We start from the raw sequence: 23,606 nt of genomic DNA, 5'->3' as shown, positions 1-23,606 counted from the left end.
TTAAATTTAAATCTGAAGTATTATATCACATATATCAACTATAAAGCAAAAAGCTGTAGATTTTTCCACAGCTTTAATATTTTTTATTTATTTTTTATATCCTCAACAGTTATTGATCTTATATTTGTAGCTCTTCCCTCTTTTGGTAGAGTTATTTTTCCTTCATTTATAAGTTCAACTGCTATAGCTTGATTTTTATCTCCTGGTAATCCTATTATTTCCCAGTTATTGTCTGGCAGTCCATCAATTACCTTTTTCTCTTGGACATATTTCATAGATAGTTGTTGAATAGTCCCCTCTGTTTTTCCATAAGCGGTTTTAGAATCCCATAAAATAGGTATATTTCTATTTTCAAATATTCCACCTTTTTTAGCTAACATATCGAATCTATATGAATTCATTCCAACTTTAACTTTCATATCATCTGTTATTGGAGTTCCGTTCATAAGTTTTAAATCTTTTATTCTATTTCCTTTTTCCTCTCTTAAATCAATCTTATATTGTGCTCCGCCAAATTGATCATATAAGCTATATTTAAAAGATCTTTTATCTAAATCAAAACTTATTGTTAAATCTCCAGGTTTTAAAGTATTAAAATATTCAGCTGACCACTCCATATAATTTTTTAGGTCTTTCCCTGTGAATTCATATACAGTAATCTCTCCACCTGTATAACGATAGTTATAAGCAATATCTTTTTTCTTCACCTCTCCTGCATCCCATTTAGAATCGTCTCTATCTAAAGAAAGTGCAACAACTTGTGCATCACTATAATTTAACATAACATTATGTAAAAAAGTAGCAAGTCCTGTATCCTCAACATAGATACTTGGAATTCCTTTTACCTTATCCTTTGGTACAAGAGGATTAGTTGCTTTTCCTATAACTATATTAGCTTCCTCTCTTAACTTTTCATGATAAGGAGCGTATATCTTATCTACTCTTTCACTATTTTCAACACCTTTTAAAGAAACAGTTTTAGCCTCTTTTGATACAAGTTTTGATTTTTTATTAGTGTCAAACTTTAAATCAACTATTGATAAGTCTTGTCCATATTTATAAGGTGCTGTTATTACCACACCATTTTCAACTACACTTGAAATCTCTTTATGTGCATGTCCTGATAAAATAACATCTATTTCTGGAATTGCATTTGCTATATCCTTTACTCCACTTCCAGGAACTCCATTTTCATTATCATATCCCATATGAGCAACTAAAACTATAGCATCCACTTTTCCTTTTAATTTTTCAACCTGTGCTTTTATAGCTGGAATTGAATCCATAACCTCTAAATCTTTTACATTTCCTGTATCTGCTTCAAACTTTGTAATAAGAGGAGTTGTTACACCAATAAATCCAACTTTAATTCCATCTTTTTCCATTATTGTAGAACCTTCTAGAAACTCTTTTCCATCTTTTTTATAAAAAAGATTTGATGCTAAAGATTTTCCTTTAAAATCCTGTGTGTACTTTGATAAAACATCTAATCCAAAGTTAAACTCATGATTTCCTGGAACAAATATATCATAATCCATTACATTCATAACTTTTGCCACTGGATTTGGAAAAACTTTTGAAAACTTTTCAACAGAGTTATCTTGAATTGCATCACCAACATCAACTAAGATAACGTTGCTATTATTTTCTTTTTCTTTTGATACATAAGTATCTATTTGACTAAAACTTCCAGAAACATATGAATCTCCAGAATACTCCCAAGGAATAATTCTTCCATGTACATCTGAGCTAGATATTATTTTTATATCCACCTCTTTAGCTAATAAAAACGATGTTGTTAAAGTTCCTATTAGCATCACATTTTTCAATCTCATTTAATCTCCTCCTGATTTCGTATTATACAGCTTAACATTATTTTAATTCTTTTTTTAATTACTAGCAAGTTTTTCTTAAAAAAATGAAAAGGAATTGATTTTTATAGAAAAAGATGATACGGTTTAACTAAAAGAATAGTAAAGATTACTATTTATTAGAAGAAGTAAAGAAAATTATTATTTAAATATATTTGAGAATAAATAATTAGGAACAGTAGTGAAAATATCGAATAAATTAAGGAGTTGAAAATTATAATGAGCTATAAAATAGAAATGCTTTTTGTAAGTGATGATTTTCGTGGAAAAGGGATTGGTAAGCAACTTATTAATTTTGCAATTTCTAGTCTCAACGTAAAATATGTAGATGTTAATGAACAAAATCCACAAGGAACTGCTTTTTATGAGCATATAGGTTTTAGCATATTCAAAAGATCTGAATTTGATGACCATGGTAATCCTTACCCAATCTTACATCTGAAATTAAATAAGTAAAAACGTCGTGAGGCCTAGAGGTTTACACTAAATTTTGGAAAACTTCAGAGAAAATTCAAAGGAGATTGAAAAAATCAATCTCCTTTTTTATTATATAAAATTTTTATCAACTTTCTTCCAAGCCCTTTTCTATGATATTCAGGTGAGATAAAAACTGGCCCAAAAGATATTGTTTTATATTCTACTTCGTCTTTTTCTATTATTTTCTTTTTTGTCTGTCTTTTATAAATTTTCTAGCCTTTTTCACTCCACCAACTTCTTTAAACATTTGATTTAATTTTTGTTGTTCTAACTCTTTACTAGTTAGTCCATCGTATGAACTTTCTCTTTTTAGCTTAAAGTAGTTTTCAATTCTTCTTTCATCTATAAGGCCATTTATCAATGCTTTTTTCACAGCACAACCTGGTTCATCAGTGTGAGAACAGTTATTAAATTTACATTGATTCACTAAATCTTCCATCTCTAAAAAATACTTAGATACATCAGCACTTTGAATTCCAATCTCTCTCATTCCAGGGGTATCAATTATGACTCCACCAAAAGGTGAAACAAACATTTCACGCCCTGTTGTAGTATGCTTACCTTTATCTCCTTTACTAATACTCTTTGTTTCTAGTCGATTTTCTCCTAAAATTTCATTAATTAAAGTTGATTTTCCAACTCCTGAAGAGCCAATAAAAGCTGTAGTTATATCTTTTTTTAAATATTTTTTAAATTTATCAATGTTATCTTCTTTAAATGTTGTAACAATAATATCTGAAAAAGCTGATATTTCTTCAACTTCTTGTATACACTTAAGCAAATTTTTAGAAAGATCAGACTTTGTTAAAACAATAACAGGAACTGCACCACTGTCCCAAGTTATAGAAAGATATCTTTCTAGTCTATTTAAATTATAATTTTCATTTAAAGACATACAAATAAAAACAATATCAATATTAGTTGCAATAATTTGAACTTGATCACTTATTCCAACTGCCGTTCGAGAAAAAGTAGTTTTTCTTGTTAAAATTTTATGTATAATAGCTTTAGAATCATTTTCATCAAATGAAACCATCACATAATCTCCAACTGCAGGAAATTCAATCGATTCTGTAGCTTCATATCTAAACTTCCCAGATATTTCAGCTAATTTTTCATTACATTCAGTAATAATTTTATATAAACCTTTATATTGAGCTATGACTCTAGCTAATTTAAGCTTAGGATAGTTTTTAGCTTCCTCAATATAAATATTTTTTAAACCATAATTTTCTAATATATTCAAAATAAACGCCTCCTATTTTTTAATTTAACTTAAAGGAGGTATTGAAGTAGGTTATTTATTCAATCCCTCCTTCTTCATTACACTCTCTAATACACTTTTATTTTTTCTCATAAAACACACTCCCTATATATTTTTTTTAATTTTCAATTTAGTAATAAATTATACCAATTTTTTTCAAATTATGAAATCATTTTTCTGTGATAAAAAAGAAAATCTAAATAATTTAGTCAAGGTCCCCCCTTTTCTGTTAGGGATAATTTTCTTTAATGTAAAATCTAGCACCTAATAATATTCTAGCATTAATTCCAAAAAATAAAAAAATTGCAGATTTTACCTGCAATTTTTTTATTTACCAACTTTTTTTTCTAAGTATATATTTTATAAGAGGATAAACTAACATCAATACACAAGCAATCATCAATACTGCTGTTATTGGTCTTGTAAATACTTTTACTAGATCTCCATTAGCTAAAGTATATGCACGTCTAAAGTTAGATTCACTCATTTGACCTAACACAAGACCTAAAACTAAAGCTGCTGAATTATAACCTAATTTTACAAACATATACCCTATTATTCCAGCTGCCGCCATTAAAATAACATCTCCAGTATTATTTTTTAAAGCATACGCTCCTATTGTTGCTAACATAACGATAACTGGTCCTAATATTGTATATGGAATTGCTAAAATTTTCGCAAATACTTTTGCTACAGCCATAGCAACAATAACCATTACAATATTTGTTATAAGCATTGAACCAAATACAGATGCTAAATATTGTGGCTGTGTTTTTATTAATAAAGGTCCTATTTGTACACCTTTTATAACTAGAGCAGTCATCATTATTGCCGCTGCATTTCCACCTGGAATTCCAAGAGATAACAAAGGAACCATAGATCCACCTGTTGCAGCATTATTAGCTGCTTCTGATGCTACTATTCCATCAGCTATTCCCGTTCCTAATTTCTCTGGATGTTTTGACACCTTTTTTTCAATAGCATATGATAAAAATGATGCTATTGTAGCTCCTGCTCCTGGAAGTATTCCAATTACAGTTCCTAATATAGAAGATCTTGTCATCGTACCCTTTGTTTCCCAAATCTCCTTTACAGATGGAAGAACTGTTTTCATTTTTGTTGATTCATTTTTTTCTTTATCACTTACTTCAATTTTTTTTGATTTAGCAGTTTGCTTCAATACTTCTGTAACAGCAAATAATCCAATCATTATTGGGATCATCTCTATTCCAGAAAGTAGTGTAGAACTTCCCCAAGTAAATCTAGAAATTCCCAACATTGGATCCATTCCAACACAAGCTAATAAAAGTCCAATCAAACCTGATATTAAAGTTTTTACTATATTATCACTATCTAAACATGATAAAACTGAAATTCCTAAAAAAGATACAGCAAATAGTTCAGAAGGTCCAAACTCTAATGCTATACTTGCAAGTTGTGGAGATACTAAAGCCATTGCAAATGCTGCAACTAATCCTCCAACAGCTGATGCAATTAGTGAGAATCCCAAAGCTTTTCCTGCTTCCCCTCTTTGAGCCATTGGGTATCCATCAAAAGTTGTAGGTGCACTAGAAGGTGTTCCTGGTATTTTAAATAATATTGCTGTTATACCACCTCCAGTTATTGATGCACAATATACTGAAACTAAAAATGCAATTGCAATAACAGGATCCATTGCATAAGCAAAAGGTAACGCTAGTGCAACTGCCATAGATGCACTAACACCAGGCATTGCTCCAAAAACAACACCTAAAATAGTTCCTGCAGTTATTAATAAAAATGTACTAGGGTTTAATATAATTCTTAATCCCATACCTAACAGATCAAACATAACTTATAGCCCCCTTTTAATATTTAATAATATACCTTCAAGGAAAAGTGCTAAGTTACGGAATATTCCTATTCCTCTTTCTAATCTTATATCTAATAGTCCCTGAAAAATTATATAAAGAATAAAAGTTATTATTAAAGAGTTTAATATAACTTTAAATATATTTCTCTCTCCTAATAAAATTGCATAAGTCACTAAAAATCCAAAACATGATGTTAAAAATCCAATGTATGGAGTTGAAAGGGCCATAATTGAAACTAGAACCATTCCTATAAATAATTTACTTTTAAAAAAAGATATTATGTCGATCTTTTCATGAACTGTTTTTTCTTTTCTTATTTTTAGTTGATTAATTAAATTAGCTATTAATAAAATAACCATTAAAGATATAACTATTCTTGGCCAAAACGCAGCTCCTAATTCCGTTAAGGTAGGAGCTGGTGATTCTATTCCAACTAAAAAGAAACAATAAATATTAAATATAATTAATGCTATTGAAAATATAATATCCAAATTTATTTCACTCCCTATTATAAGTATTCTTTACTTTGATATTACTTTTTACCAAACAGTTCAGTTAAAGAGTTATAATCATTTTTCCATTGAGCTTTAAATTCCTCTGTGTTTAACCATCCTTTTCTTTGATCTAGCCCTTCATTTTTAGCCCAATTCTGGAAAAAATCACTTTCTATTGCTCTTTGAGCTGCTGCTTCAAATGCTTCAATAGCTTTATCAGGAGTTCCATTTATATAAAATATTCCTCTTGCAGGTCCAAAATATGTATTTAACCCCAGCTCTTTTGATGATGGAACATTTTCATATCCAGGAAGTGTTAATCTATTCTCTGTTAAAGCTAGAAGTACTTTCATATCTCCAGAAGCTACCATTGCCGCAACCTCAGCAGGTCCAACACAAGCTATATCCACATGTCCTCCGATTACATCAGCATTTAACTGAGATCCTTCTGTGTAAGCAACTGGTTCTATCTTTCCATCTGTAGCTCCCATTACACAAGCTGCATCAAGACCTGTTATTGTCATAACTCCAGCCTTTACTTTTCCAGGATTTTTATCTACATACTCCATTAACTCTGTAAAATTATTATATGGTGATTTTGAACTTGTTACAAAAATATTAACATCGTGTACCATTTGAATTAATGGATTAAGTGTTCCATATACATCATATGGAGTAGCTCCTGAAATTTGTGCTAAAAGTGGTGATGGCGTTGACATTATATATGTATATCCATCTGCTGGTTGTTTTGCACCAAATTGAATACCAGATACCCCTCCTGCTCCTGATCTATTATTAACTACAACTGGAACTCCTAACTCTTTTTCTAGAGCTGTTGCAAATGTTCTTGTTGTAGTATCAGCTCCTCCACCAGTTCCCCAAGGACAAATTATCTCTACTTTTCTCTCCCATTTCCAAGGACCATCTACGGCAACTTTATCAGATGAATCCCCACATGCACCTAGTAAAAATGTTGTTGATAATACTGCCAAAATCTTTTTCTTTAACATAATATCTCCCCTTTTTATAGTTATTTTAAAACTTTAAAGAAAAGTTTTAATTTAATATTCTGGTATTCTGTATCCTGGATATGTTTTTTTGTATACAATAGAGTATACAACATTTTTTTGTAATGTCAATTTTATTTTTGCACTTTTATTGAAAATAAAATATTTTTTTCATACACTATGATTCTTTATAATAATTTATAAGACAACCTTTGATTAAAATATCTCTTTCTGTATTTGTTAAGGAATCTATTTTTAACTCTATTTTTTCTATACTATTATTTATAGATGAAATTAGATAGGCTTCTATTATCTCTACTTTATTTTTTATACTTTTCTCTATATCTTTTATATAAATATAATCACCATTTTCAAAATTAACATCTTGATCTAAAGTAAATGGTATCATTCCCCAATTTATTAAATTTGATCTATAACGTTTAGTTGCATACTCCTTAGCTATATTTGCCCAACCACCTAAAACTTTTTGGCATGAAGCTGCTTGCTCTCTTGCTGAACCATCTCCAGGTTTATTAGCATATATTGTACTACCTATTCCAATATCCAAAGGCTCAACATCTTTATCTATTTCTTTAATCTTATGAAATACATCTTTTAGTTCTTTTGTAAATGGATCTTGTCCAAGTTCTCTTTGAACTTCAAAACTATGTATACTTTTAGCATTTTTAACATAATCTGGAACTCTTCTTGAAAGAGTAAATTCAGCTAATCTCATAGGATTTGAACGATATGACGATGTTTCACCAGAAGGGATCAACTCATCTGTTGTTGTTACTGGATCATTTATTACTGCACAAACTTTAAGTAGTATATTTTTTGTCAATTTTGGCATTTTAGGCCAATCCACTATGTTTGGAGCATATCTTAACTCTAAGTCATAACTTTTTTGAAATCCTTCATAAACTTTATTTTTATAGACCTTATCGTTAAATATATACTTTGGTTTACTAAAATTTATATCTAACTCTGTTGCTGCTGTTAATTTTCCACCATTAATAGCTGTTGCTGCTATAGATCTAGCATCCATTAGAGCTACCATAGATATCTGACCATCTCCAGGTTTTGATCCCTCTCTATTTGGAAAATTTCTTGTTGTGTGTCTAAGACTTAATTGTCCATTTGCCGGAGTATCTCCTGCACCAAAACACGGTCCACAAAAAGCTGATCTTACAACTGTTCCACTCTCCATTATTTTTTCTATCGATCCATTTTTATTTAATTCAATATATGTTGGTTGACTAGATGGATAAATATTTAGTGAAAAATCTACTCCTACAGATCTATTATTTAAAATATCTGCAACATCAACTATATTGTCATAAGTCCCTCCTGCACACCCAGCGATCACTCCTTGTTCTGCAAAAAAATCTCCATTTTTTATTTTACTTTTTAGATCTATTTTAATGCCTTGCTCAAAAGCTTCTTTTTCTACTTTTGTTAAAATCTCTTCTAAATTATTTTGTAACTCTTTTATTGAATATACGTTACTTGGATGAAAAGGCAACGCAATCATAGATTCAATCTGATCTAAATCTACAATAATCATTCCATCATAAAAAGCAACTTTCTTAGGCTCTAATTTTTTATAATCACTTTCTCGATTATGATCCTTTAAGTACTCTTCTACACTTTTATCTGTTTTCCATACTGAAGTTAGGCATGTTGTTTCTGTAGTCATAACATCTATTCCATTTCTAAATTCAACATTTAAATTAGATATTCCCTCTCCGATAAATTCCATAACTTTATTTTTTACAAATCCATTTTTAAATACAGCTTTAATAATTGTCAAAGCAACATCTTGTGGACCAATTCCATTTCTAGGCTTACCTTTTAAATATACTCCAATAACTTCTGGGTACTTTATGTCATAAGTTTTATTTAAAATCTGTTTTACTAATTCTCCTCCACCTTCGCCTATTGCTATTGTACCTAGAGCTCCATATCTTGTGTGACTATCTGATCCTAAGATCATTTTTCCACATCCTGCCATTGTTTCTCTCATATATTGATGAATTACTCCTTGATGAGGAGGAACGTAGATACCACCATATTTTTTAGCAGCTGATAACCCATACATATGATCATCTTCATTTATCGTTCCACCTACAGCACATAAAGTATTATGACAATTTGTTAATACGTATGGAATGGGAAATTTTTCAAGGCCACTAGCTTTTGCTGTTTGAATTATTCCAACATAGGTTATATCATGTGAGGCTAGACAATCAAATTTCAATTTTAAATTTTCCATATCATTTGAAATATTATGTTTTTTTAATATTTCATAAGTTATTGTTCCCTTTTTAGCTTCGCTTTTACCACTTTCTACAATACTTTCATTTTGAATAATATCTTTTCCATCAACTAAAAAAACCCCTTTGTTATATAGAGTTATCATAAATTCCTCCTTTTTCATTTTTGAATAATTGTATACAATTATAATTTATTATTTTTTTTTTCATTTGTCAATTTTTTTTATAAAAAAAATGCTATCAATTTTACTTGATAGCATTTTTCACTCCCTCTTTTGCATTTAATAGGTGTATTCTATTGGCTTCTTTTGCTTTTTCTAACTCATCCTCTTTCAATAAATTTATAATTTCTAAATGCTCATTATAAGCTTTTAAAATTCTATTCTCATTTTTTAAAGATTTTCTCTTTAGAGCTGAAATAATAAAATCATAGTGTCTTAAAATTTTCACTGCATATTCTAAAGAGGACGCCGAATAAACAAGAGAGTTATATTCTAAAAATAGTCTTCTTACTTCACTCCAATTTTCCGTATCTATTAAATATTTTGTTAGAACAAGATTTTGATATATTCTTTCAATTTCATTTTTATTTTTAATAATTGAATCAAATAAAATCCCCTCTAAGCAAATTCTAATTTCAAATATTTCATCAATTTTTTGTGGAGTAATCTCCATAACTCTTAATCTTCCATTAGGTAATCTTTCTATGATCCCCTCAATTTCAAGTTTTTTTATAGCTTCTCTCAAAGGAGTCCTACTTACATTTAGCTTATTAGCATAATCAATTTCAACAATCTTATCTCCAAAATCTATATTCCCAACTAACAAATCATTTTTTATTGTTTCATAGATATTATCACTACTACTTTTTCTCATGAATTATAATCTCCTAAATATATTATATACAATATAATACTTTCTTTTAGATGTTTTAGCAAGAAAAAATATTTTAGTAACTTTTATTTTCACGTATTTCTAACTGCTGTATTAAAAACTCTTTTGCCTCTAATAGATGTTTTTTATTTAAATCTATTATCTCTTTTTTTCTATCTTTTTTTATAAATTCTACCATATTAACATGATCTTTGTGAGCATTTAATCTCCGATTACTGTTTTCAATAGATATTTTTCTAAATTTTTTTAAGTATAGATTTAAATTATTAATTAAATTTACAACTCTTGGTGAATCTGCAATATGATAGAGAATTCTATTAAATTCAGAAAAATATTTAAATACATTTGAAGATTCTTTCTCATTTTCTATTATTAACTTTGTTTTATCTATATTTTTTTCTAATTTTTTTATATCATGTTCAGTAACCTTTTCAAATATTTCTTGAAAAATAACAGTTTCTAAAGCCATTCTTATTTTTATTACCTCTTCTACATCTTTTTTTGTTGTTTTAGGAACTATTACTCCTCCTTTTTCTCTTCCTTCTATAAGCCCCTCTAACTCAAGCATTCTAATAGCTTCTCTCAAAGGAGTTCTACTTACATTTAATTTCAATGCATATTCCTCTTCTACAATTCTACTTTCTTCCTCTATTTTTCCGTTTACAATCTCCTCTTTTAAATATTCATAAACTTGTTCACGAATTGATTTTTTTCTTTTTATCTGCATTTTTCCCCCTTAGCCATCTCCTAATTAAATCCTTCAGTAATTTTATATACCTCACCCTTTATAAATTTGCAAAATTTTATATAATATTTCAAAAACATCTAAAAAACAAACTTATAGATTATACTTGAAACATTTTTCACTAATACCAAACTTGTATGTATATAGTTCGTTTTTTTATACTAGAAAAAAATTAAAATAAATATACAAAAATTTCTAATAGAATTTTTTTTTAAAATGCTCTATAATTATAGCCAATCATAAAATAAAATATGGCAAACTCAAAGAAATTTGAGGACGCAAAACTATAGGGCCTGTTAAATGGCAGCCAGTTGCACAAGTTGTATCGCTATACAATAGGTGCAACTTTTTTTTATAAATTTTTAACTTTATAACGGGGGGCAACATGAAAAAATTAATTACACTTTTTTTTATAATTTTAAATATCATTTCTTACAGTTTTCACATAATGCCAGATGGATTTGAAAAAAGAATAGATAACGGTGAAGGGTATCAAGAGTTTTATTTTCCTAATAACGGCTTAGAAACTTTAAGATATAAGTTTGCTGTATCTCCTGGAAGTGACATAAGAGGAGATATGAGCCAATGGGTTGAATTTTATCCAAAAGTTTTAACAGTTAAACCAGGAGAAACTGGGCTTTTAAAAGTTTTTGCTAAAGCACCAAAAGAATCAAAAGATGGTGAATATGGTTTTCACTTAGATAGTTCACTCATATCAGTTCCAAGTATAAAAAAGGATGGAACAGGAATAAAGTCCAATGTAGGAATTAGAATAAATGCATCTATAGAGATGATTGGATATGTTGGAAATTTAGAACCGTTCATAAAAATAGATAACTATAAAGTTTATGAAGAAAATGGAAAGACAAAATTAGATATTGCTATAAAAAATCCATCTGATAAAAGAGGGGTAGAGTTTGGGATACAAGTTAAGGGTAAAAACAATACTTTAGTTAGAAATACTTTAGGGCGTATATATGCAGGAGAAAGTAAAAAGATAACTTTAGAGTTAGATGGAATGAAAAAAAATCATCCTTACGAAATAGAGATATACGAAGATATAAACTATAGAACTATCAACAAACTAAAAATATAGATAATATAAGGAGGAAAAAAATGAAAAAGGTTTTATTAGGATTATTAGCATTATCAGCAACACTTATGGCCGTACCATCAACGCCAATTGGACCATCACAATCAACTGGAACCCCTAGAGCTAGTGGTGAGAATCAAATTGATATTACAACAAAGGCATTTATAGTTGATTCAGGACTTATCATAACAGAAAGACCAGAGGGAGTAACAGCAATAAAATCAATTGAATTAGATCATGGAACAATTATGAAGGGAAGTACATCTCCTTCTAAAGTAAGTAGGTCTGTTTATATAAAAAGAGCAAATGATAACAATTTCCCTGACAATACTATGCTAAAAATATCTCTTACAAGTCCTCACAATAATTTAACTCATTCAGATAATAATGTCCGTATGGCGCATACACTAACTGGAAGAGTTTTTAATGCTGCTTCTGCTACTTCAAAAGGTCTTACCTTATCTTTAGCTGGTAATAAAAATACTCACACTAATATATTTTCAACAAATAAAAATATAAAGCATATACAAGTTGATTTAAACTCAAAAATAGAGGCTACTGAATTTCAACAAGCTAATTTAGATGAAGGCAGTTATTCAAATACATCAACATTAAGCGTTAAATTTAGTAAAAACCCAGCTCTAGTTGTTGATAAGGCCACTTCAAAATAAGATAACTAAAAATTTAAAAGCCTCTAAGAAGTTTAGAGGCTTTTTTAAGGAGAACAACTATGAAAAAAAATATCTTTATTATACTTATGCTTCTATTCTCTAAGGTATACTCATATGTTAATATTCATCCTGTAAACTTTGATAAAAATATAGGTGGTTCTGGGGAAATTGAAGAGTATTACCTATATAACGGCACTAATACTTCAATTAAATATATTTTCTCTGTGGAAAAAAGTAAAAAAGGAAAAGATATGACTAGCTGGGTGGAGTATTACCCGAAAACCCTTAACCTAAAACCCGGGCAAGAGGGTGTTTTAAAAGTTTTTATAAAAGCACCTAAGGGAAGTGAATCAGGAGAATACACAACAGTTTTAGGTATTAAAGAGATGCCCGTTGTAACTGAAAAAGAGATAAAAAATAAGAGTTCTACTCTTAAAATTTTAACAAATCTTAAAATGGAAATTGTAGGGTATGTAGGAGATCTAAAAACCAATTTAACTTTGAAAAACTTAGTTATAAAAAAAGAAAATAAAAAACTAGAGTTTTTTGGAAAAATAAAAAACACTGGAAATAGACGTGGAACATTTTCATTTTATTTAAGTGATTCAAAAAATAAAAATAGTTTTTTACTGGGGAATAAAAGATTTTTAATAAATGAAGAACTAGATTTAAAAGAGTTTAATCAAGAGATTAAGGATGATATTATTTTTAAAAATATTAAAAATTACAATACTTTATTAATAAAAGAAAACGAAGTTACAATCATGAAAATCAAAATCTAAAATCTATTTAGGGGGATGGAGAATGAAAAAAACAGATAGTAGATTTTTAAAGAATCTTCTTAGTGTCGGATTGATTCTATTTACAACTTCATATTCAACAGACTACTCCCTAGAGGATTTAGATGCTTTTAAAGCTCAAGATCTCATCTCAGAAGAGGAATATGAAATTTTAAAAGCTGAATTACAAGGTGCTACTCTTATAAATGATGAGATGATTTATTCTGTAATAGTTAACGGAAGAGTTCGAGGAACTCATTTAAAACTTTTAAAAAAAGATGGTTATGATTATATTCCATTAATAGAATTTTTAGAGATAATTAGATTTAAAAACTATGACTTTGAAAAAAATAAGATTTCCATGAAAGTTGGAAAAGACCTTGATAATATAGATATAAATTGGACACAACACACTGCAACTTTAAGCAATCCCAATAGAAAAATACAATTTAAAGAATCAGAAGTATTTAAAGATGGAAACGAGATCTATATAGAGATTGGATTATTTAAAGAGATTTTCACAGAATCTTTAGAGATAGATCCTAAAAAATTACTTATTAAAACTTACTTGACATTTAGCACTCCTTTTGAAATTGATACCTCTTTAGAAAATAGATTAGATAACGAACTTACAAAAGAGAATAAAAATGATATTGTCTATACAAATAAAAATAGATTCTTTGATATTGGATATATGAGATTCAATGTTCAAGGAGAGTTATCAAAGAATAAGGGAGAGAATTTCCAAACAGGATGGACTGGAGATTTAGAATATCAAGGTAATCTTCTCTTTGGCGAATTTACAACATCTTATGATATAAAAGAAAAAACACTAGGAGATACTTACCTTTACTACCCTGAAATTTATAAAAATCACTCACTTGAATTTGGAAGTTATGGAGCAGTGGAACGTGAACTAGGCCTTAGTTTAAAAAAAGAAAAGGGATATTTCTACGTGGGAAAAGATATTGTCATTAGAGAGAATGTTCCTATTGGTAGTAGAGTTGAACTGCTGTATCTTGGATTTCCCATTGCAGTTCAATATGCTGAAAATGGTATTGTAGAGTTTCAAAACTCAGAAATAAAAAATGATAGAGAATATACTTTAAGAGTACATGAACCAAATGGAAAAATATATACAATAGATATCAATACTGCTGTTGATTTTAGACAGCAAAATAGAGGAGAGATTGAGTATGATTTCAAAATAAGAGAGGATCATAACTCTAAAAAATATGCTAGCGAAGGAAATATATACTATGGTCTTACAGAAAATCTAACTTTAGGAACTGGATATATAAGAAGTATTGATACTTCTAATGATAGAACTCAATATATAGATCTTTTTAATGCTGAAGCTGTTTACTCTAACTATGTTTTTAGAATGCCATATACTTTAGTTTTAGGAGGAGAAAGAGGAAAAGAAAAAAGAACTAAGGAATACTTAGAAGCTCAAATACAAATATATGATTTTAAAGTAAGAACAGAACATCAAAACTTTGGTTTATACTATGATCTTGAAACAGCAAGATCATACACAATAGAATATAACCCTGGAAATGGTTACTCTATAGATACAAATTACTATATAAATGATTACTATAATGACAAAACTGAAAGAAACTATGATGTTGGTGTTTCAGTTTATAAAAATTTAATGAGAGATCTTCTTGTTACTGGGGAATATAGTACTGGAAATAACAATGGAGATGAGTATTCTATCAATCTTTATTACACAGGATTACACTACGTTAATACTAGACTAAACAACAGGTGGAGCGAGAATGGAAAAGATTTTGAAAGTGTCTTAACACTTATGAATAAAAATCTTTGGGACACCTTAGATTTTTCTATAGAGTTCAGTTATTCAAATAGAGATGAATCAAGATTTACTTTTAGATTTGATTTAAACTATGACAACTGGTTAAGTGCAGGAATGTTTGCTGGAAAAAACGGTGCACAAAACTACAAACTTGGAGTTGATAAAGTTGTTGATTTGAAAAATGTAACTAGAAATATTGAAAGTATGAATTCAAGTAGAGTTAAAGTTATAGCTTTTGTAGATGAAAATAGTAACAACATATATGATTCTGGAGAAAAATTAGTTGATAATGTAGAGATTAAAATTGGCTCTCAAAAAGAGGTAACAGCTGAAAATGGCCAAGCCTATTTCTTTGGAGTTCCAAATGGAATTCTATATGATTTAAATCCTAAAATTAGAAAACCTTCATACTCTTTAGGAAACAATAAAATTGCAGTTCGTGGAACAAATACAGGAACTATCGAAGCATTTATTCCACTAAAAGCTATGATGACTCTATCAGGATCATTTATAGTTGATAAAAAATTAAATTTAAGTGAAAAAGACATAACAGATATTTATGATAACACACTTATAAAAATAAAAGATAAAGAGGGAAAAGTTTTAGAAAATACCATTCCTGATGAAAATGGAATTTTTTATGTAAGTGGATTATTTACTGAAAGCTACAGTATTGAAGTAGATTATCTTGGAGAAGAATTAAATATACCGCCTTTAGTAGAAAAAATAGATTTAAAATATACAGAAGAAAAAGGAAACGAAATTGTTTTAGAGTTTACTGAAAAGGGAATAGTACTTTTAAAAAATTAAGATAGGGGTAATATTATGAAGGTTTTATTAATACTTTTTTATATGTTAACGCAACTAATAGTTTTTTCATCAGAGGGAATAATGACGCTCCCTTCTGATGAAACAATGGGAACTCCAGTTGCTAATCCAAGTATAGCCACACCTATGATTCCACTGATTCCTGCTTCTCCAGTAGAAAAAGTTGATGAAAATGAAGATGTTTGGATTTTAGAAAAAATCTCTACAGTTATGATGGAAAGTAAAGTTAAAGTCATAGTACCTTTAGAGATCATATCAGATATTGAAATAAAGGCTATGATTATTGATGATCAAAAACTTGATATTCCATTTGAAATCGAGATGAATAAAGAACCTGAAAAAAAAGATCACTACATGCTTAAATATTCTCAAAAAGAGTTAGATTTAGATAATGATGGCAATATCGATACTAAAATATACTCGCCTAAATATATTAATAAAAAAATTGTTGATGACAACGTATTAAGTATTGATGGTTCAAATATTACAAAAGAGGGATTACATAAAAAAAGAGTTTATATAACTGTGGAAGTTAAGGATGGGAAATAAATATGAAAAAATTAATTTTAATTGTGCTTCTATTTAGTATTCAAGTTTTAACCTTTAGTGAAATAAAAGTTAAAATAGCTGAGCCTATGAGATTTAAAAGTATTAATACTACACATTTAGAAAAAGGGAAAGTTTTAGGAAAAGGGATTATAGAAGTTTTTACAGATAATAAAAAAGAGGATTTTGGGAAAAAAATAATGTTTGAATTTCCAGAATATAACCTTATGACCAATCGTAGAAAATGGTTAAAAGTGGAAAAGCTAGGAATGGAATCATCTAAAAAAGAGATAATCATAGCTAAAGAGAGAGAGCAATTCGCTTTTTACGCTGTCTTAGATCGTAAAGATATTAATAAAGGTGAAGTTATTGATATTGAAGGTGAGTATGTTGGGTATATTCCTATTATTGTCTCTCAATACAAGAAAAGGGGAAATCTAAATGATAAATAGAGTTTTAATTAATTTAGTTCTTTTCATCTGTATTTTTTTTACTAGTTTTTCGAAAAATGAAGTTACAACACTAGAGGCTCTTCCTAAAAGAGAAAAAGCTAATTTAGATATTGAAGTTCTAAAAATAAAAACAGAGAAAATAACTGGGGTAATATATGAGGGTGAGAAGAAAATAATCTTTGATTTTAAAGATTTAAAAAAAGCAGCAGAAAAAATGAAACTTATAATAGATAGTACTAGTTATGATATTTTTATTTTAGAAAATTTAGACAATACTGCAACTTATATGAAGAAAAATATTGAAAAAACAAAATTAAAAAATATAAGCTATAACCTAGTAGAAAAAGACAGAGAAAAAATTTTGGAAGTATCCTATGATTTAAAACCTGAAACACTTTATTTAGGAATATTTAATAATAAAACAAGAGCAGTTGAAAAAATTTATAAAGCTGAATTCAAAAAACCTCAAGTTCATAGCATCGGTTCATTAAAGGATTTTTCATATGACCTTATTAATTATAAGGATATAATAATTGATCCTAACCATTTAGGAGATTATATATCAGAGCCTATAACTATAAAATTTAAACAAATTGCCAATAAAGAGTCTGAGTTATTTCCAGTTATCACTTTGGGGGAAGATGATATTTGGGAAAAAGAAAAACATCCTGGAAATCAACCTGTTCAGAATTCTCAAAAAGTTATAGCAATATCATTTAATTCATCATCTATTCAAGGAAAAATGATACCACAATTAAGATATAAAAGCTCAAGCCCTTCAACAAATATGGGAGTAAGCAAAAAAATCTATTATCACAATATTGAAGAAAATCTTTTAGATAAAATAGCTATAGGTGCTTATGAAACACATGAAAATGAATTCATAGAGGTGGAATTAAACTTTAAAATAGATGCTTCAACTATTGAACAGATGAAAAGTTATGCAAGCCAAATTCCAGCAGGAGAAAACGAATTAATAAAAATACCTTATAAACCTCTTGATACTGATGAGCAAATAACTTTAGCCGTAGGAAGTTCAAAGGGAGATGGATATTATGATATTCCCACTGAAAATATAGATGATGAAACAATTAATCTCACATACCCTAAAGTTTACATTGGCAAAATAAAAGATAAATACGAAGATTATTTTAGTTATAATGTTAATGCTTTAAAAGATCATATAATAGATGAAAAAGAAATAGAAAATTTTTCTAAAAATTTTTATATTGCATCTTTAGGCAGAGTTTCTGTTAACCGTCTCTTTGGAAATCACGGAATAGATTTAACTCCTACAATTGGTTTAGGTAACGAAGAGCATTGGAGGTATGAAGGATTTATAAATAAAGATAAAAATACCACAATAAATGCTAACTTTAATGAAATCCAAAATATTTTTATAAATATTGGTACAAATAAATCTATTTATCCATATTTAACAGAAATAAATAAAAAAGGCTTTTTATTTAGGAAAAGCCTAGGGAATGAAAACCAAATTGATAATGATAAAAGATCTGTTACTTTGGCAACATATGAAAAAAAATCAGCTGAAGCTAGTATTACCGCTGAAATAAAAATTGCTATTCCTAGTAACTTTTTAAAATCAATACGAGATTATGCTTACACAAAAAACGAAGATATTGTAGAAATCCCATATGGGGATAGTTATAAAATCTCTTTAATTCCAAGTTCAGCAAATAACGGCAACACGCATATTTATATTCCTAATAGGAATTTAGGAAAAATTCGAGAGATACTGTATCCAAAAATTAAATTTAAGAAAAAAACTGGAAATAGTAATACTACAGGCAATTTTACCTCTGACCACAAGCTTAACAATTTAGAGATTGGAGAAAAAGATTTAATAGAAACAAGTGACTTAGATAGAGAAGCTGGATTTGTTCATTTCCAGCAAGTAAAGATGTCACCAAATGATATACAAATTCCCATGATTGCTCTAGGTGAAAAAGATTATGCTCCAAAAGGCTATTTATTTGCAGGGAATTCCACTTTAATTAACAGAGATACTTATGTTGCTAACTACAATGATACTCTTAAAACTTATCCATATTTTAAAAATTCAACAGGTGGATTGTTAGAGGGAACATCTTCTATTCAAGGGGGAATCCAAAAAAGTAATGATAATTCTAATTTAGGTATTTGGGTTTATTCCAATAGTGGTAGAGAGGAAGTCAGTGGAAACTTATCTATAAAAATTAAAAATGAGGACAAAAAAGATTTTTTAACGTATATTAGGGGGATAAACTCTGAAAGAGTTCAACTTAACACTAATGAAAAAATAGCATTTGTTCAAGGAGAATGGTCTGATAATAATTACAAATTTCTAAAGGATTCTCCAATTGTTAAGGTCTCTTATCCAACTCTAACAGTAGTTAAAGATATTGTAAAAAACAATAATATTGTGATAGACTTTAAAAATAGTTATAACAAAGGTGAAAAAGTTGATTTTGATTTTGCTGGAAACACTACTAATACTAGTGTAGAAGTTAATTTAAACTCTGGACAATTTATTAATGGTCTAGAATTAAATGATGGAAAATTAGAGATATTTTATGAGAGTAGTAAACTGATCTCTATGGATATGAATCCTTTAGGTGATACTACAGGAAGTATTCAAAACTCTAAACTAGATATTGATTTTATCTATAAAAATAATGGACTAGTCTCTCTTTCTCTTATAAAATGGGTTGGAAGTTCTCATATACTTAAAATTATACACACAGAAAAATCTGGATTAACAAGACGAGAGTACACTGTAAACTTAAAAACTCCTGGTTCAAATTTTGAATTAATATCAGCAGAAGATTTAGATTTTGGAACTGTTTTAAAAGGTGATAATTCAAAAACTGCAACTTCTAAAATAACTATAAAAAATTTATCTGGAAATACATTAAAATTAGAACTAGCAAAACCACAAGTGGATTTAAAAAATGGTAATTCTATAATCAAAGCTGGAAATTTCTCTATAAGCGATGAAATAATAGAGAATAGTGGTGAAAACAGCTATTTTATCTTAGAGGGACAACTTATCGAAACTCAAAATAGCATTTTAGAGGGTGAACATAAAGAACAAATTCATTTAAATGTTTATTTAAATAGTTATTAAAAAATATATTAAAATTGGGGGATTTTATGAATAAACAATTGGAGAATCTTCTAAAATTTAACTTAGAAGATATTTTAAAAGTTGCTTTTCAACCAATCTATTCTTTAGAGGGAGAGGTTAAAAGTTTTGAAGTATTATCAAGATTTTATAATAAGGAAAATGATCTTATTTCAACAATTAAAGTTATAAATTTTTTGGAAAAATTAGACATTATACATCAATTAGATTTTCTAATCTTAAAAAAAATAGAAAAATATTTAAAAAAAGGTAAAAAAATTGCAATCAATATATCACCTTTAACTATATTGATGGATGAGTTTATAGAAAAAATAAACTTATTAAAATGTGATTTATCCAATTTAGAGATTGAATTGACAGAACGAGGGAATCTAGATTATGAAAAACTTATCATCAGAGTAAATCAACTACATAAATTAGGAATAAAAGTTGCAATAGATGATTTCCCTATAGAGAATTCTAGCTTAGAAACTCTTTTAAAAACTAAAATTAATAAGGTTAAAATAGATCGAAGTTTATTAAACAATATCGATTGTCCTTTAGGAAAAGAAACTTATAGAGGAATTGTAGCTCTCTTAAAAACCATGAAACATGAAATAACAACTGAAGGAATTGAAACAAAGGAGCAATTTGATTTTATTAAGGAGATTGGAGTAGACTTTATTCAAGGATATTATATTGGGGAACCTATTTTAGAAAATGAGTTGCTTTTTTAATAAAACAACAAAAGGAGAGTGTTTTATATAAAACTTTTATTAATTTATCTATTTTTTTCTACGATTTTGTTATCAACTGACTTTAATTTATCTATAAACCCTACGAAAATAGAGCTAAATTTAACTCATAACTCTGTTACAAATATTCACTTAATGAATAATGGTAATAAGACCGTTAAACTCCTTCCATATTTTGAAACTCCTATAGAATTTCAAAATAATAGTTTAGAATTAATGCTTGAATGTTTTCCAAAGTTTATAATGTTAAAACCACAAGAGGAAAAAATAATAAAACTAGTGTTTAAAAATAAGGGAAATATATTAAAAAAAAATGAAAGCTATAAAAGTTATATAATTTTTAAAGAACTTCCCAATGACTCTAAATCTATTTTAAACAAAGATATTATTATATTTAACGAAATTGGAATAGGTATAACTGGTCAAAACTAAATTAAGTAATAATTCCCTTACTATTGACAAATAAAAGGTCAATATAGTAAAATTTTATTGTAGATTAATTTGTAAAAATTAAAATAAAGGCAAAACATAGGAAACTGTGTGACGCAAAGCTATAGGGCCTTTAAAATGGTAGCCAGTTGCAGTATAAAGAAGTATAACTACTTTATTTTAATTTATTATTAATTTTATTAATAAATTTTAAGGGGGATTAAAATGAAGAGTTTGTGTTTCTTTATCTTTTTTATACTAAATTTTATTTTGACTTTTAGTTCAAAAGATATGAATGTTGATATCTATACAAAATTAAATTTAATAACTCCTACAAAAATAGCTATAAAAAAAATAGCTAACACTAATGAACTTAGCTTTAAGTTAGAAAATTCTAAAGAGGAAGCAGTTAGAGTTTATATTAAAGAACTTCACAATGATAATATCAATTTATATAATAAAAAAGATATAGATGGAAAATTAGCTTTAAGTTCAATAGAAAATAATTTCAAAGGAAAAGTTACTGTAAGAGTAATGTACAACTAATAATATAGAAAAAAATCCATTCGTTATTGAATGGATTTTTTTCTTTTTTATTTTACCTTATATTTTTCTTTCAACTTTTCAATAGTACCATCATTTACTAATTGTATTAGTACTTCATTTATTTTTTCATATTCTTTCTCATTTTTACTCAATGCAATAGCTTTAGGTTCTCCCTCTAAAATTCCCACTAATATCAAATCAGGATTATTTTTCACATATTCATCTGCTACGCTTTCATCTAAAACAATTCCATCAATTTGATTATTTTTTAAAGCTAGTAAAGCCGATGTATTATTTTGAAAAGGCACAACTGTGGATCCATGAATTTTTTTTGCTGTATTCTCCTTTGTTGTTCCTAACTCTGCTCCATATTTTTTATTTTCTAAATCGTCCATACCTTTTATAGGATTCTTTTTGTTTGTTATAAAAGCTACCTTTGAAGTTAAATAAGGCGATGTAAACTGAACCATTTTAGCTCTCTCTGGAGTGATACTCATACCAGCTATAACTACATCTATTTTTCCTGTTTGAAGAGCTGATATTAATCCTCCAAACTCCATATTTACCCATTTATATTTATATCCAAGCTTTTGAAATATCGCTTCTATTATGTCTGGATCTAATCCTACTATTTTTCCATTTTCTAAGTATTCAAAAGGTGGATATTCTGCATTAGTTCCTATTACAAAAACTTTTTCATTTACCTCTTTGTTATTTTGTTCTTTTTTACCGCAACTAAAAACAATTAATACTATTAACCCTATAAAAATTCCTTTTAACATTTTTTTCATAAAGACCTCCAAAATAGTTTAGAATAGAGGAATAATTCCTCCTTTATACTTCTCTAATATAAAATTCCTAACTTTGTCACTCCTTAGAACTTTCATTAAAGTTGCAATCTCTTTACTATTTTCGTCTCCTTTTCTCACAGATACAACATTTCCATAGGCACTTTCTTTTCCCTCAACAATCAAAGAATCTTCTTGAGGAGATAAGCCTGCATCTAAAGCGTAATTGCAATTTATAACTGCTAAGTCTACGTCATCTAAAGCTCTTGGTAGTTGTGCAGCTTGAAGAGAAACAACCTTTAGTTTTTTAGGATTTTCAACTATATCAAACTCTGTGGCCATAAGATCCTTTGGATTAGATAGTTTTATAACTCCATTATTGTGAAGTAAGATTAGAGCTCTTCCAGCATTTGTTGGATCATTTGGGATAGCTATTTTATCACCCACTTTTAACTCCTCTAAACTTTTATATTTTTTAGAATATCCTCCTAATGGTGGAACGTATATATCTTCTAAAGGAACTAAATCTAAATTTTTCTCTTTCATAAAATTAGCTAAATATGGTTTATGTTGAAAAAAATTCGCATCTAAAGATCCATCTGCCAAAGCTAAATTTGGCATTATATAATCTGTAAATTCAACAATTTCTATATTCAACCCCTCTTTTGCTAACTCCTCTTTTATTTCACTTAAAATTTCTCCAGCAGGTATTGGAGTCGCTCCAATTTTAAACACATCTTTTCCAAAAGCCAAATTTGAAACAATTGTTAATAGCAATAATGTTCTTTTCATAAAATACCCCCAGCTATAAATGTTTTAAAAATGATAATAATTTTTCACAAATTTGTCAATCTTTTTTTATTTTATTTTTTTTGAAAAAATTTTTTCAAAA

21 protein-coding genes and 2 riboswitches are annotated in these 23,606 nt (G+C 28.2%); of the genes, 11 read left to right on the top strand and 10 right to left on the bottom strand.

Going from position 1 to position 23,606, the window contains the following annotated elements:
• Positions 1-83 precede the first annotated feature (83 nt).
• Positions 84-1,835 (bottom strand): bifunctional metallophosphatase/5'-nucleotidase, encoded by a 1,752-nt coding sequence (locus tag NON08_RS09520; RefSeq protein WP_256691309.1) that lies wholly within the window; start codon positions 1,833-1,835, stop codon positions 84-86.
• 255 nt (positions 1,836-2,090) lie between these two features.
• Here NON08_RS09520 and NON08_RS09515 point away from each other — a divergent pair, with 255 nt between their 5' ends.
• On the top strand, positions 2,091-2,327 hold the full coding sequence (locus tag NON08_RS09515) for a GNAT family N-acetyltransferase (protein WP_256691308.1): 237 nt from the start codon (positions 2,091-2,093) through the stop codon (positions 2,325-2,327).
• 199 nt (positions 2,328-2,526) lie between these two features.
• On the opposite strand, the gene rsgA is transcribed toward NON08_RS09515, so the two are convergent.
• From rsgA to NON08_RS09480, 7 genes are all read right to left on the bottom strand, one after another.
• Positions 2,527-3,594, bottom strand: a complete 1,068-nt coding sequence (gene rsgA / locus NON08_RS09510; RefSeq protein ID WP_256691307.1) for a ribosome small subunit-dependent GTPase A — start codon at positions 3,592-3,594, stop codon at positions 2,527-2,529.
• 349 nt (positions 3,595-3,943) lie between these two features.
• On the bottom strand, positions 3,944-5,443 hold the full coding sequence (locus NON08_RS09505; RefSeq protein ID WP_256691306.1) for a tripartite tricarboxylate transporter permease: 1,500 nt from the start codon (positions 5,441-5,443) through the stop codon (positions 3,944-3,946).
• A 3-nt stretch (positions 5,444-5,446) separates the two neighbouring features.
• Positions 5,447-5,956 (bottom strand): tripartite tricarboxylate transporter TctB family protein, encoded by a 510-nt coding sequence (locus NON08_RS09500; RefSeq protein ID WP_256691305.1) that lies wholly within the window; start codon positions 5,954-5,956, stop codon positions 5,447-5,449.
• Between the two features lie 41 nt (positions 5,957-5,997).
• The gene (locus NON08_RS09495; RefSeq protein ID WP_256691304.1) at positions 5,998-6,969 is read right to left on the bottom strand and encodes a tripartite tricarboxylate transporter substrate binding protein; all 972 of its coding nucleotides are present in this window, start codon (positions 6,967-6,969) and stop codon (positions 5,998-6,000) included.
• 175 nt (positions 6,970-7,144) lie between these two features.
• A complete protein-coding gene (locus NON08_RS09490; RefSeq protein WP_256691303.1) occupies positions 7,145-9,388 on the bottom strand; it encodes a hydratase in 2,244 nt (747 codons plus the stop codon).
• A gap of 100 nt (positions 9,389-9,488) precedes the next feature.
• Complete coding sequence (locus NON08_RS09485) at positions 9,489-10,118, bottom strand: GntR family transcriptional regulator (RefSeq protein ID WP_256691302.1); 630 nt, start codon at positions 10,116-10,118, stop codon at positions 9,489-9,491.
• Positions 10,119-10,191: 73 nt separating this feature from the next.
• Positions 10,192-10,863 (bottom strand): GntR family transcriptional regulator, encoded by a 672-nt coding sequence (locus NON08_RS09480; protein WP_256691301.1) that lies wholly within the window; start codon positions 10,861-10,863, stop codon positions 10,192-10,194.
• A gap of 261 nt (positions 10,864-11,124) precedes the next feature.
• Positions 11,125-11,200: riboswitch (cyclic di-GMP riboswitch) on the top strand.
• Between the two features lie 66 nt (positions 11,201-11,266).
• Here NON08_RS09480 and NON08_RS09475 point away from each other — a divergent pair.
• The 10 genes from NON08_RS09475 (at position 11,267) to NON08_RS09430 (ending at position 21,926) form a co-directional block, all read left to right on the top strand.
• Positions 11,267-11,977, top strand: a complete 711-nt coding sequence (locus NON08_RS09475; RefSeq protein ID WP_256691299.1) for a hypothetical protein — start codon at positions 11,267-11,269, stop codon at positions 11,975-11,977.
• Between the two features lie 20 nt (positions 11,978-11,997).
• Entirely contained in the window at positions 11,998-12,645 is a 648-nt protein-coding gene (locus NON08_RS09470) for a hypothetical protein (RefSeq protein WP_256691298.1), read from the top strand.
• Positions 12,646-12,704: 59 nt separating this feature from the next.
• Complete coding sequence (locus NON08_RS09465) at positions 12,705-13,427, top strand: hypothetical protein (protein WP_256691297.1); 723 nt, start codon at positions 12,705-12,707, stop codon at positions 13,425-13,427.
• Between the two features lie 22 nt (positions 13,428-13,449).
• Positions 13,450-16,056, top strand: a complete 2,607-nt coding sequence (locus NON08_RS09460) for a hypothetical protein (protein ID WP_256691296.1) — start codon at positions 13,450-13,452, stop codon at positions 16,054-16,056.
• A 15-nt stretch (positions 16,057-16,071) separates the two neighbouring features.
• Positions 16,072-16,623 carry a hypothetical protein gene (locus tag NON08_RS09455; protein ID WP_256691295.1) on the top strand — a complete coding sequence of 184 codons (552 nt, stop codon included), beginning with the start codon at positions 16,072-16,074 and terminating at the stop codon, positions 16,621-16,623.
• A gap of 2 nt (positions 16,624-16,625) precedes the next feature.
• Complete coding sequence (locus NON08_RS09450; protein WP_256691294.1) at positions 16,626-17,072, top strand: hypothetical protein; 447 nt, start codon at positions 16,626-16,628, stop codon at positions 17,070-17,072.
• Positions 17,062-20,199, top strand: a complete 3,138-nt coding sequence (locus tag NON08_RS09445; protein WP_256691293.1) for a hypothetical protein — start codon at positions 17,062-17,064, stop codon at positions 20,197-20,199. The genes NON08_RS09450 and NON08_RS09445 overlap by 11 nt, the downstream gene beginning before the upstream one ends.
• Positions 20,200-20,225: 26 nt before the next feature.
• Positions 20,226-20,933, top strand: a complete 708-nt coding sequence (locus tag NON08_RS09440; RefSeq protein WP_256691292.1) for an EAL domain-containing protein — start codon at positions 20,226-20,228, stop codon at positions 20,931-20,933.
• Between the two features lie 18 nt (positions 20,934-20,951).
• A complete protein-coding gene (locus NON08_RS09435; protein WP_256691291.1) occupies positions 20,952-21,383 on the top strand; it encodes a hypothetical protein in 432 nt (143 codons plus the stop codon).
• 78 nt (positions 21,384-21,461) lie between these two features.
• A riboswitch (cyclic di-GMP riboswitch) is annotated at positions 21,462-21,537 on the top strand.
• Positions 21,538-21,605: 68 nt separating this feature from the next.
• Positions 21,606-21,926 (top strand): hypothetical protein, encoded by a 321-nt coding sequence (locus tag NON08_RS09430; protein WP_256691290.1) that lies wholly within the window; start codon positions 21,606-21,608, stop codon positions 21,924-21,926.
• Positions 21,927-21,973: 47 nt separating this feature from the next.
• Here NON08_RS09430 and NON08_RS09425 read toward each other — a convergent pair whose 3' ends face one another.
• Both NON08_RS09425 and NON08_RS09420 read right to left on the bottom strand, forming a co-directional pair.
• A complete protein-coding gene (locus NON08_RS09425; RefSeq protein WP_256691289.1) occupies positions 21,974-22,717 on the bottom strand; it encodes a transporter substrate-binding domain-containing protein in 744 nt (247 codons plus the stop codon).
• A gap of 18 nt (positions 22,718-22,735) precedes the next feature.
• Entirely contained in the window at positions 22,736-23,506 is a 771-nt protein-coding gene (locus NON08_RS09420) for a MetQ/NlpA family ABC transporter substrate-binding protein (RefSeq protein WP_256691287.1), read from the bottom strand.
• Between the last annotated feature and the right edge of the window lie 100 nt (positions 23,507-23,606).

It is taken from the genome of Cetobacterium sp. NK01 (genome assembly GCF_024506395.1).
Classification (GTDB): Bacteria; Fusobacteriota; Fusobacteriia; order Fusobacteriales; family Fusobacteriaceae; genus Cetobacterium_A; species Cetobacterium_A somerae_A.
The sequence above is the reverse complement of the archived record's forward strand: the minus strand, read 5'-3'. Positions and strand labels throughout refer to the sequence as shown.

What these genes read in the sequence shown, in the direction of transcription:
- NON08_RS09520 (WP_256691309.1), bottom strand. Translation starts at nt 1,835, where the DNA reads ATGAGATTGAAAAATGTGATGCTAATAGGAACTTTAACAACATCGTTT.
- NON08_RS09515 (WP_256691308.1), top strand. Translation starts at nt 2,091, where the DNA reads ATGAGCTATAAAATAGAAATGCTTTTTGTAAGTGATGATTTTCGTGGA.
- NON08_RS09505 (WP_256691306.1), bottom strand. Translation starts at nt 5,443, where the DNA reads ATGTTTGATCTGTTAGGTATGGGATTAAGAATTATATTAAACCCTAGT.
- NON08_RS09495 (WP_256691304.1), bottom strand. Translation starts at nt 6,969, where the DNA reads ATGTTAAAGAAAAAGATTTTGGCAGTATTATCAACAACATTTTTACTA.
- NON08_RS09490 (WP_256691303.1), bottom strand. Translation starts at nt 9,388, where the DNA reads ATGATAACTCTATATAACAAAGGGGTTTTTTTAGTTGATGGAAAAGAT.
- NON08_RS09485 (WP_256691302.1), bottom strand. Translation starts at nt 10,118, where the DNA reads ATGAGAAAAAGTAGTAGTGATAATATCTATGAAACAATAAAAAATGAT.
- NON08_RS09480 (WP_256691301.1), bottom strand. Translation starts at nt 10,863, where the DNA reads ATGCAGATAAAAAGAAAAAAATCAATTCGTGAACAAGTTTATGAATAT.
- NON08_RS09475 (WP_256691299.1), top strand. Translation starts at nt 11,267, where the DNA reads ATGAAAAAATTAATTACACTTTTTTTTATAATTTTAAATATCATTTCT.
- NON08_RS09470 (WP_256691298.1), top strand. Translation starts at nt 11,998, where the DNA reads ATGAAAAAGGTTTTATTAGGATTATTAGCATTATCAGCAACACTTATG.
- NON08_RS09465 (WP_256691297.1), top strand. Translation starts at nt 12,705, where the DNA reads ATGAAAAAAAATATCTTTATTATACTTATGCTTCTATTCTCTAAGGTA.
- NON08_RS09460 (WP_256691296.1), top strand. Translation starts at nt 13,450, where the DNA reads ATGAAAAAAACAGATAGTAGATTTTTAAAGAATCTTCTTAGTGTCGGA.
- NON08_RS09455 (WP_256691295.1), top strand. Translation starts at nt 16,072, where the DNA reads ATGAAGGTTTTATTAATACTTTTTTATATGTTAACGCAACTAATAGTT.
- NON08_RS09450 (WP_256691294.1), top strand. Translation starts at nt 16,626, where the DNA reads ATGAAAAAATTAATTTTAATTGTGCTTCTATTTAGTATTCAAGTTTTA.
- NON08_RS09445 (WP_256691293.1), top strand. Translation starts at nt 17,062, where the DNA reads ATGATAAATAGAGTTTTAATTAATTTAGTTCTTTTCATCTGTATTTTT.
- NON08_RS09440 (WP_256691292.1), top strand. Translation starts at nt 20,226, where the DNA reads ATGAATAAACAATTGGAGAATCTTCTAAAATTTAACTTAGAAGATATT.
- NON08_RS09430 (WP_256691290.1), top strand. Translation starts at nt 21,606, where the DNA reads ATGAAGAGTTTGTGTTTCTTTATCTTTTTTATACTAAATTTTATTTTG.
- NON08_RS09425 (WP_256691289.1), bottom strand. Translation starts at nt 22,717, where the DNA reads ATGAAAAAAATGTTAAAAGGAATTTTTATAGGGTTAATAGTATTAATT.
- NON08_RS09420 (WP_256691287.1), bottom strand. Translation starts at nt 23,506, where the DNA reads ATGAAAAGAACATTATTGCTATTAACAATTGTTTCAAATTTGGCTTTT.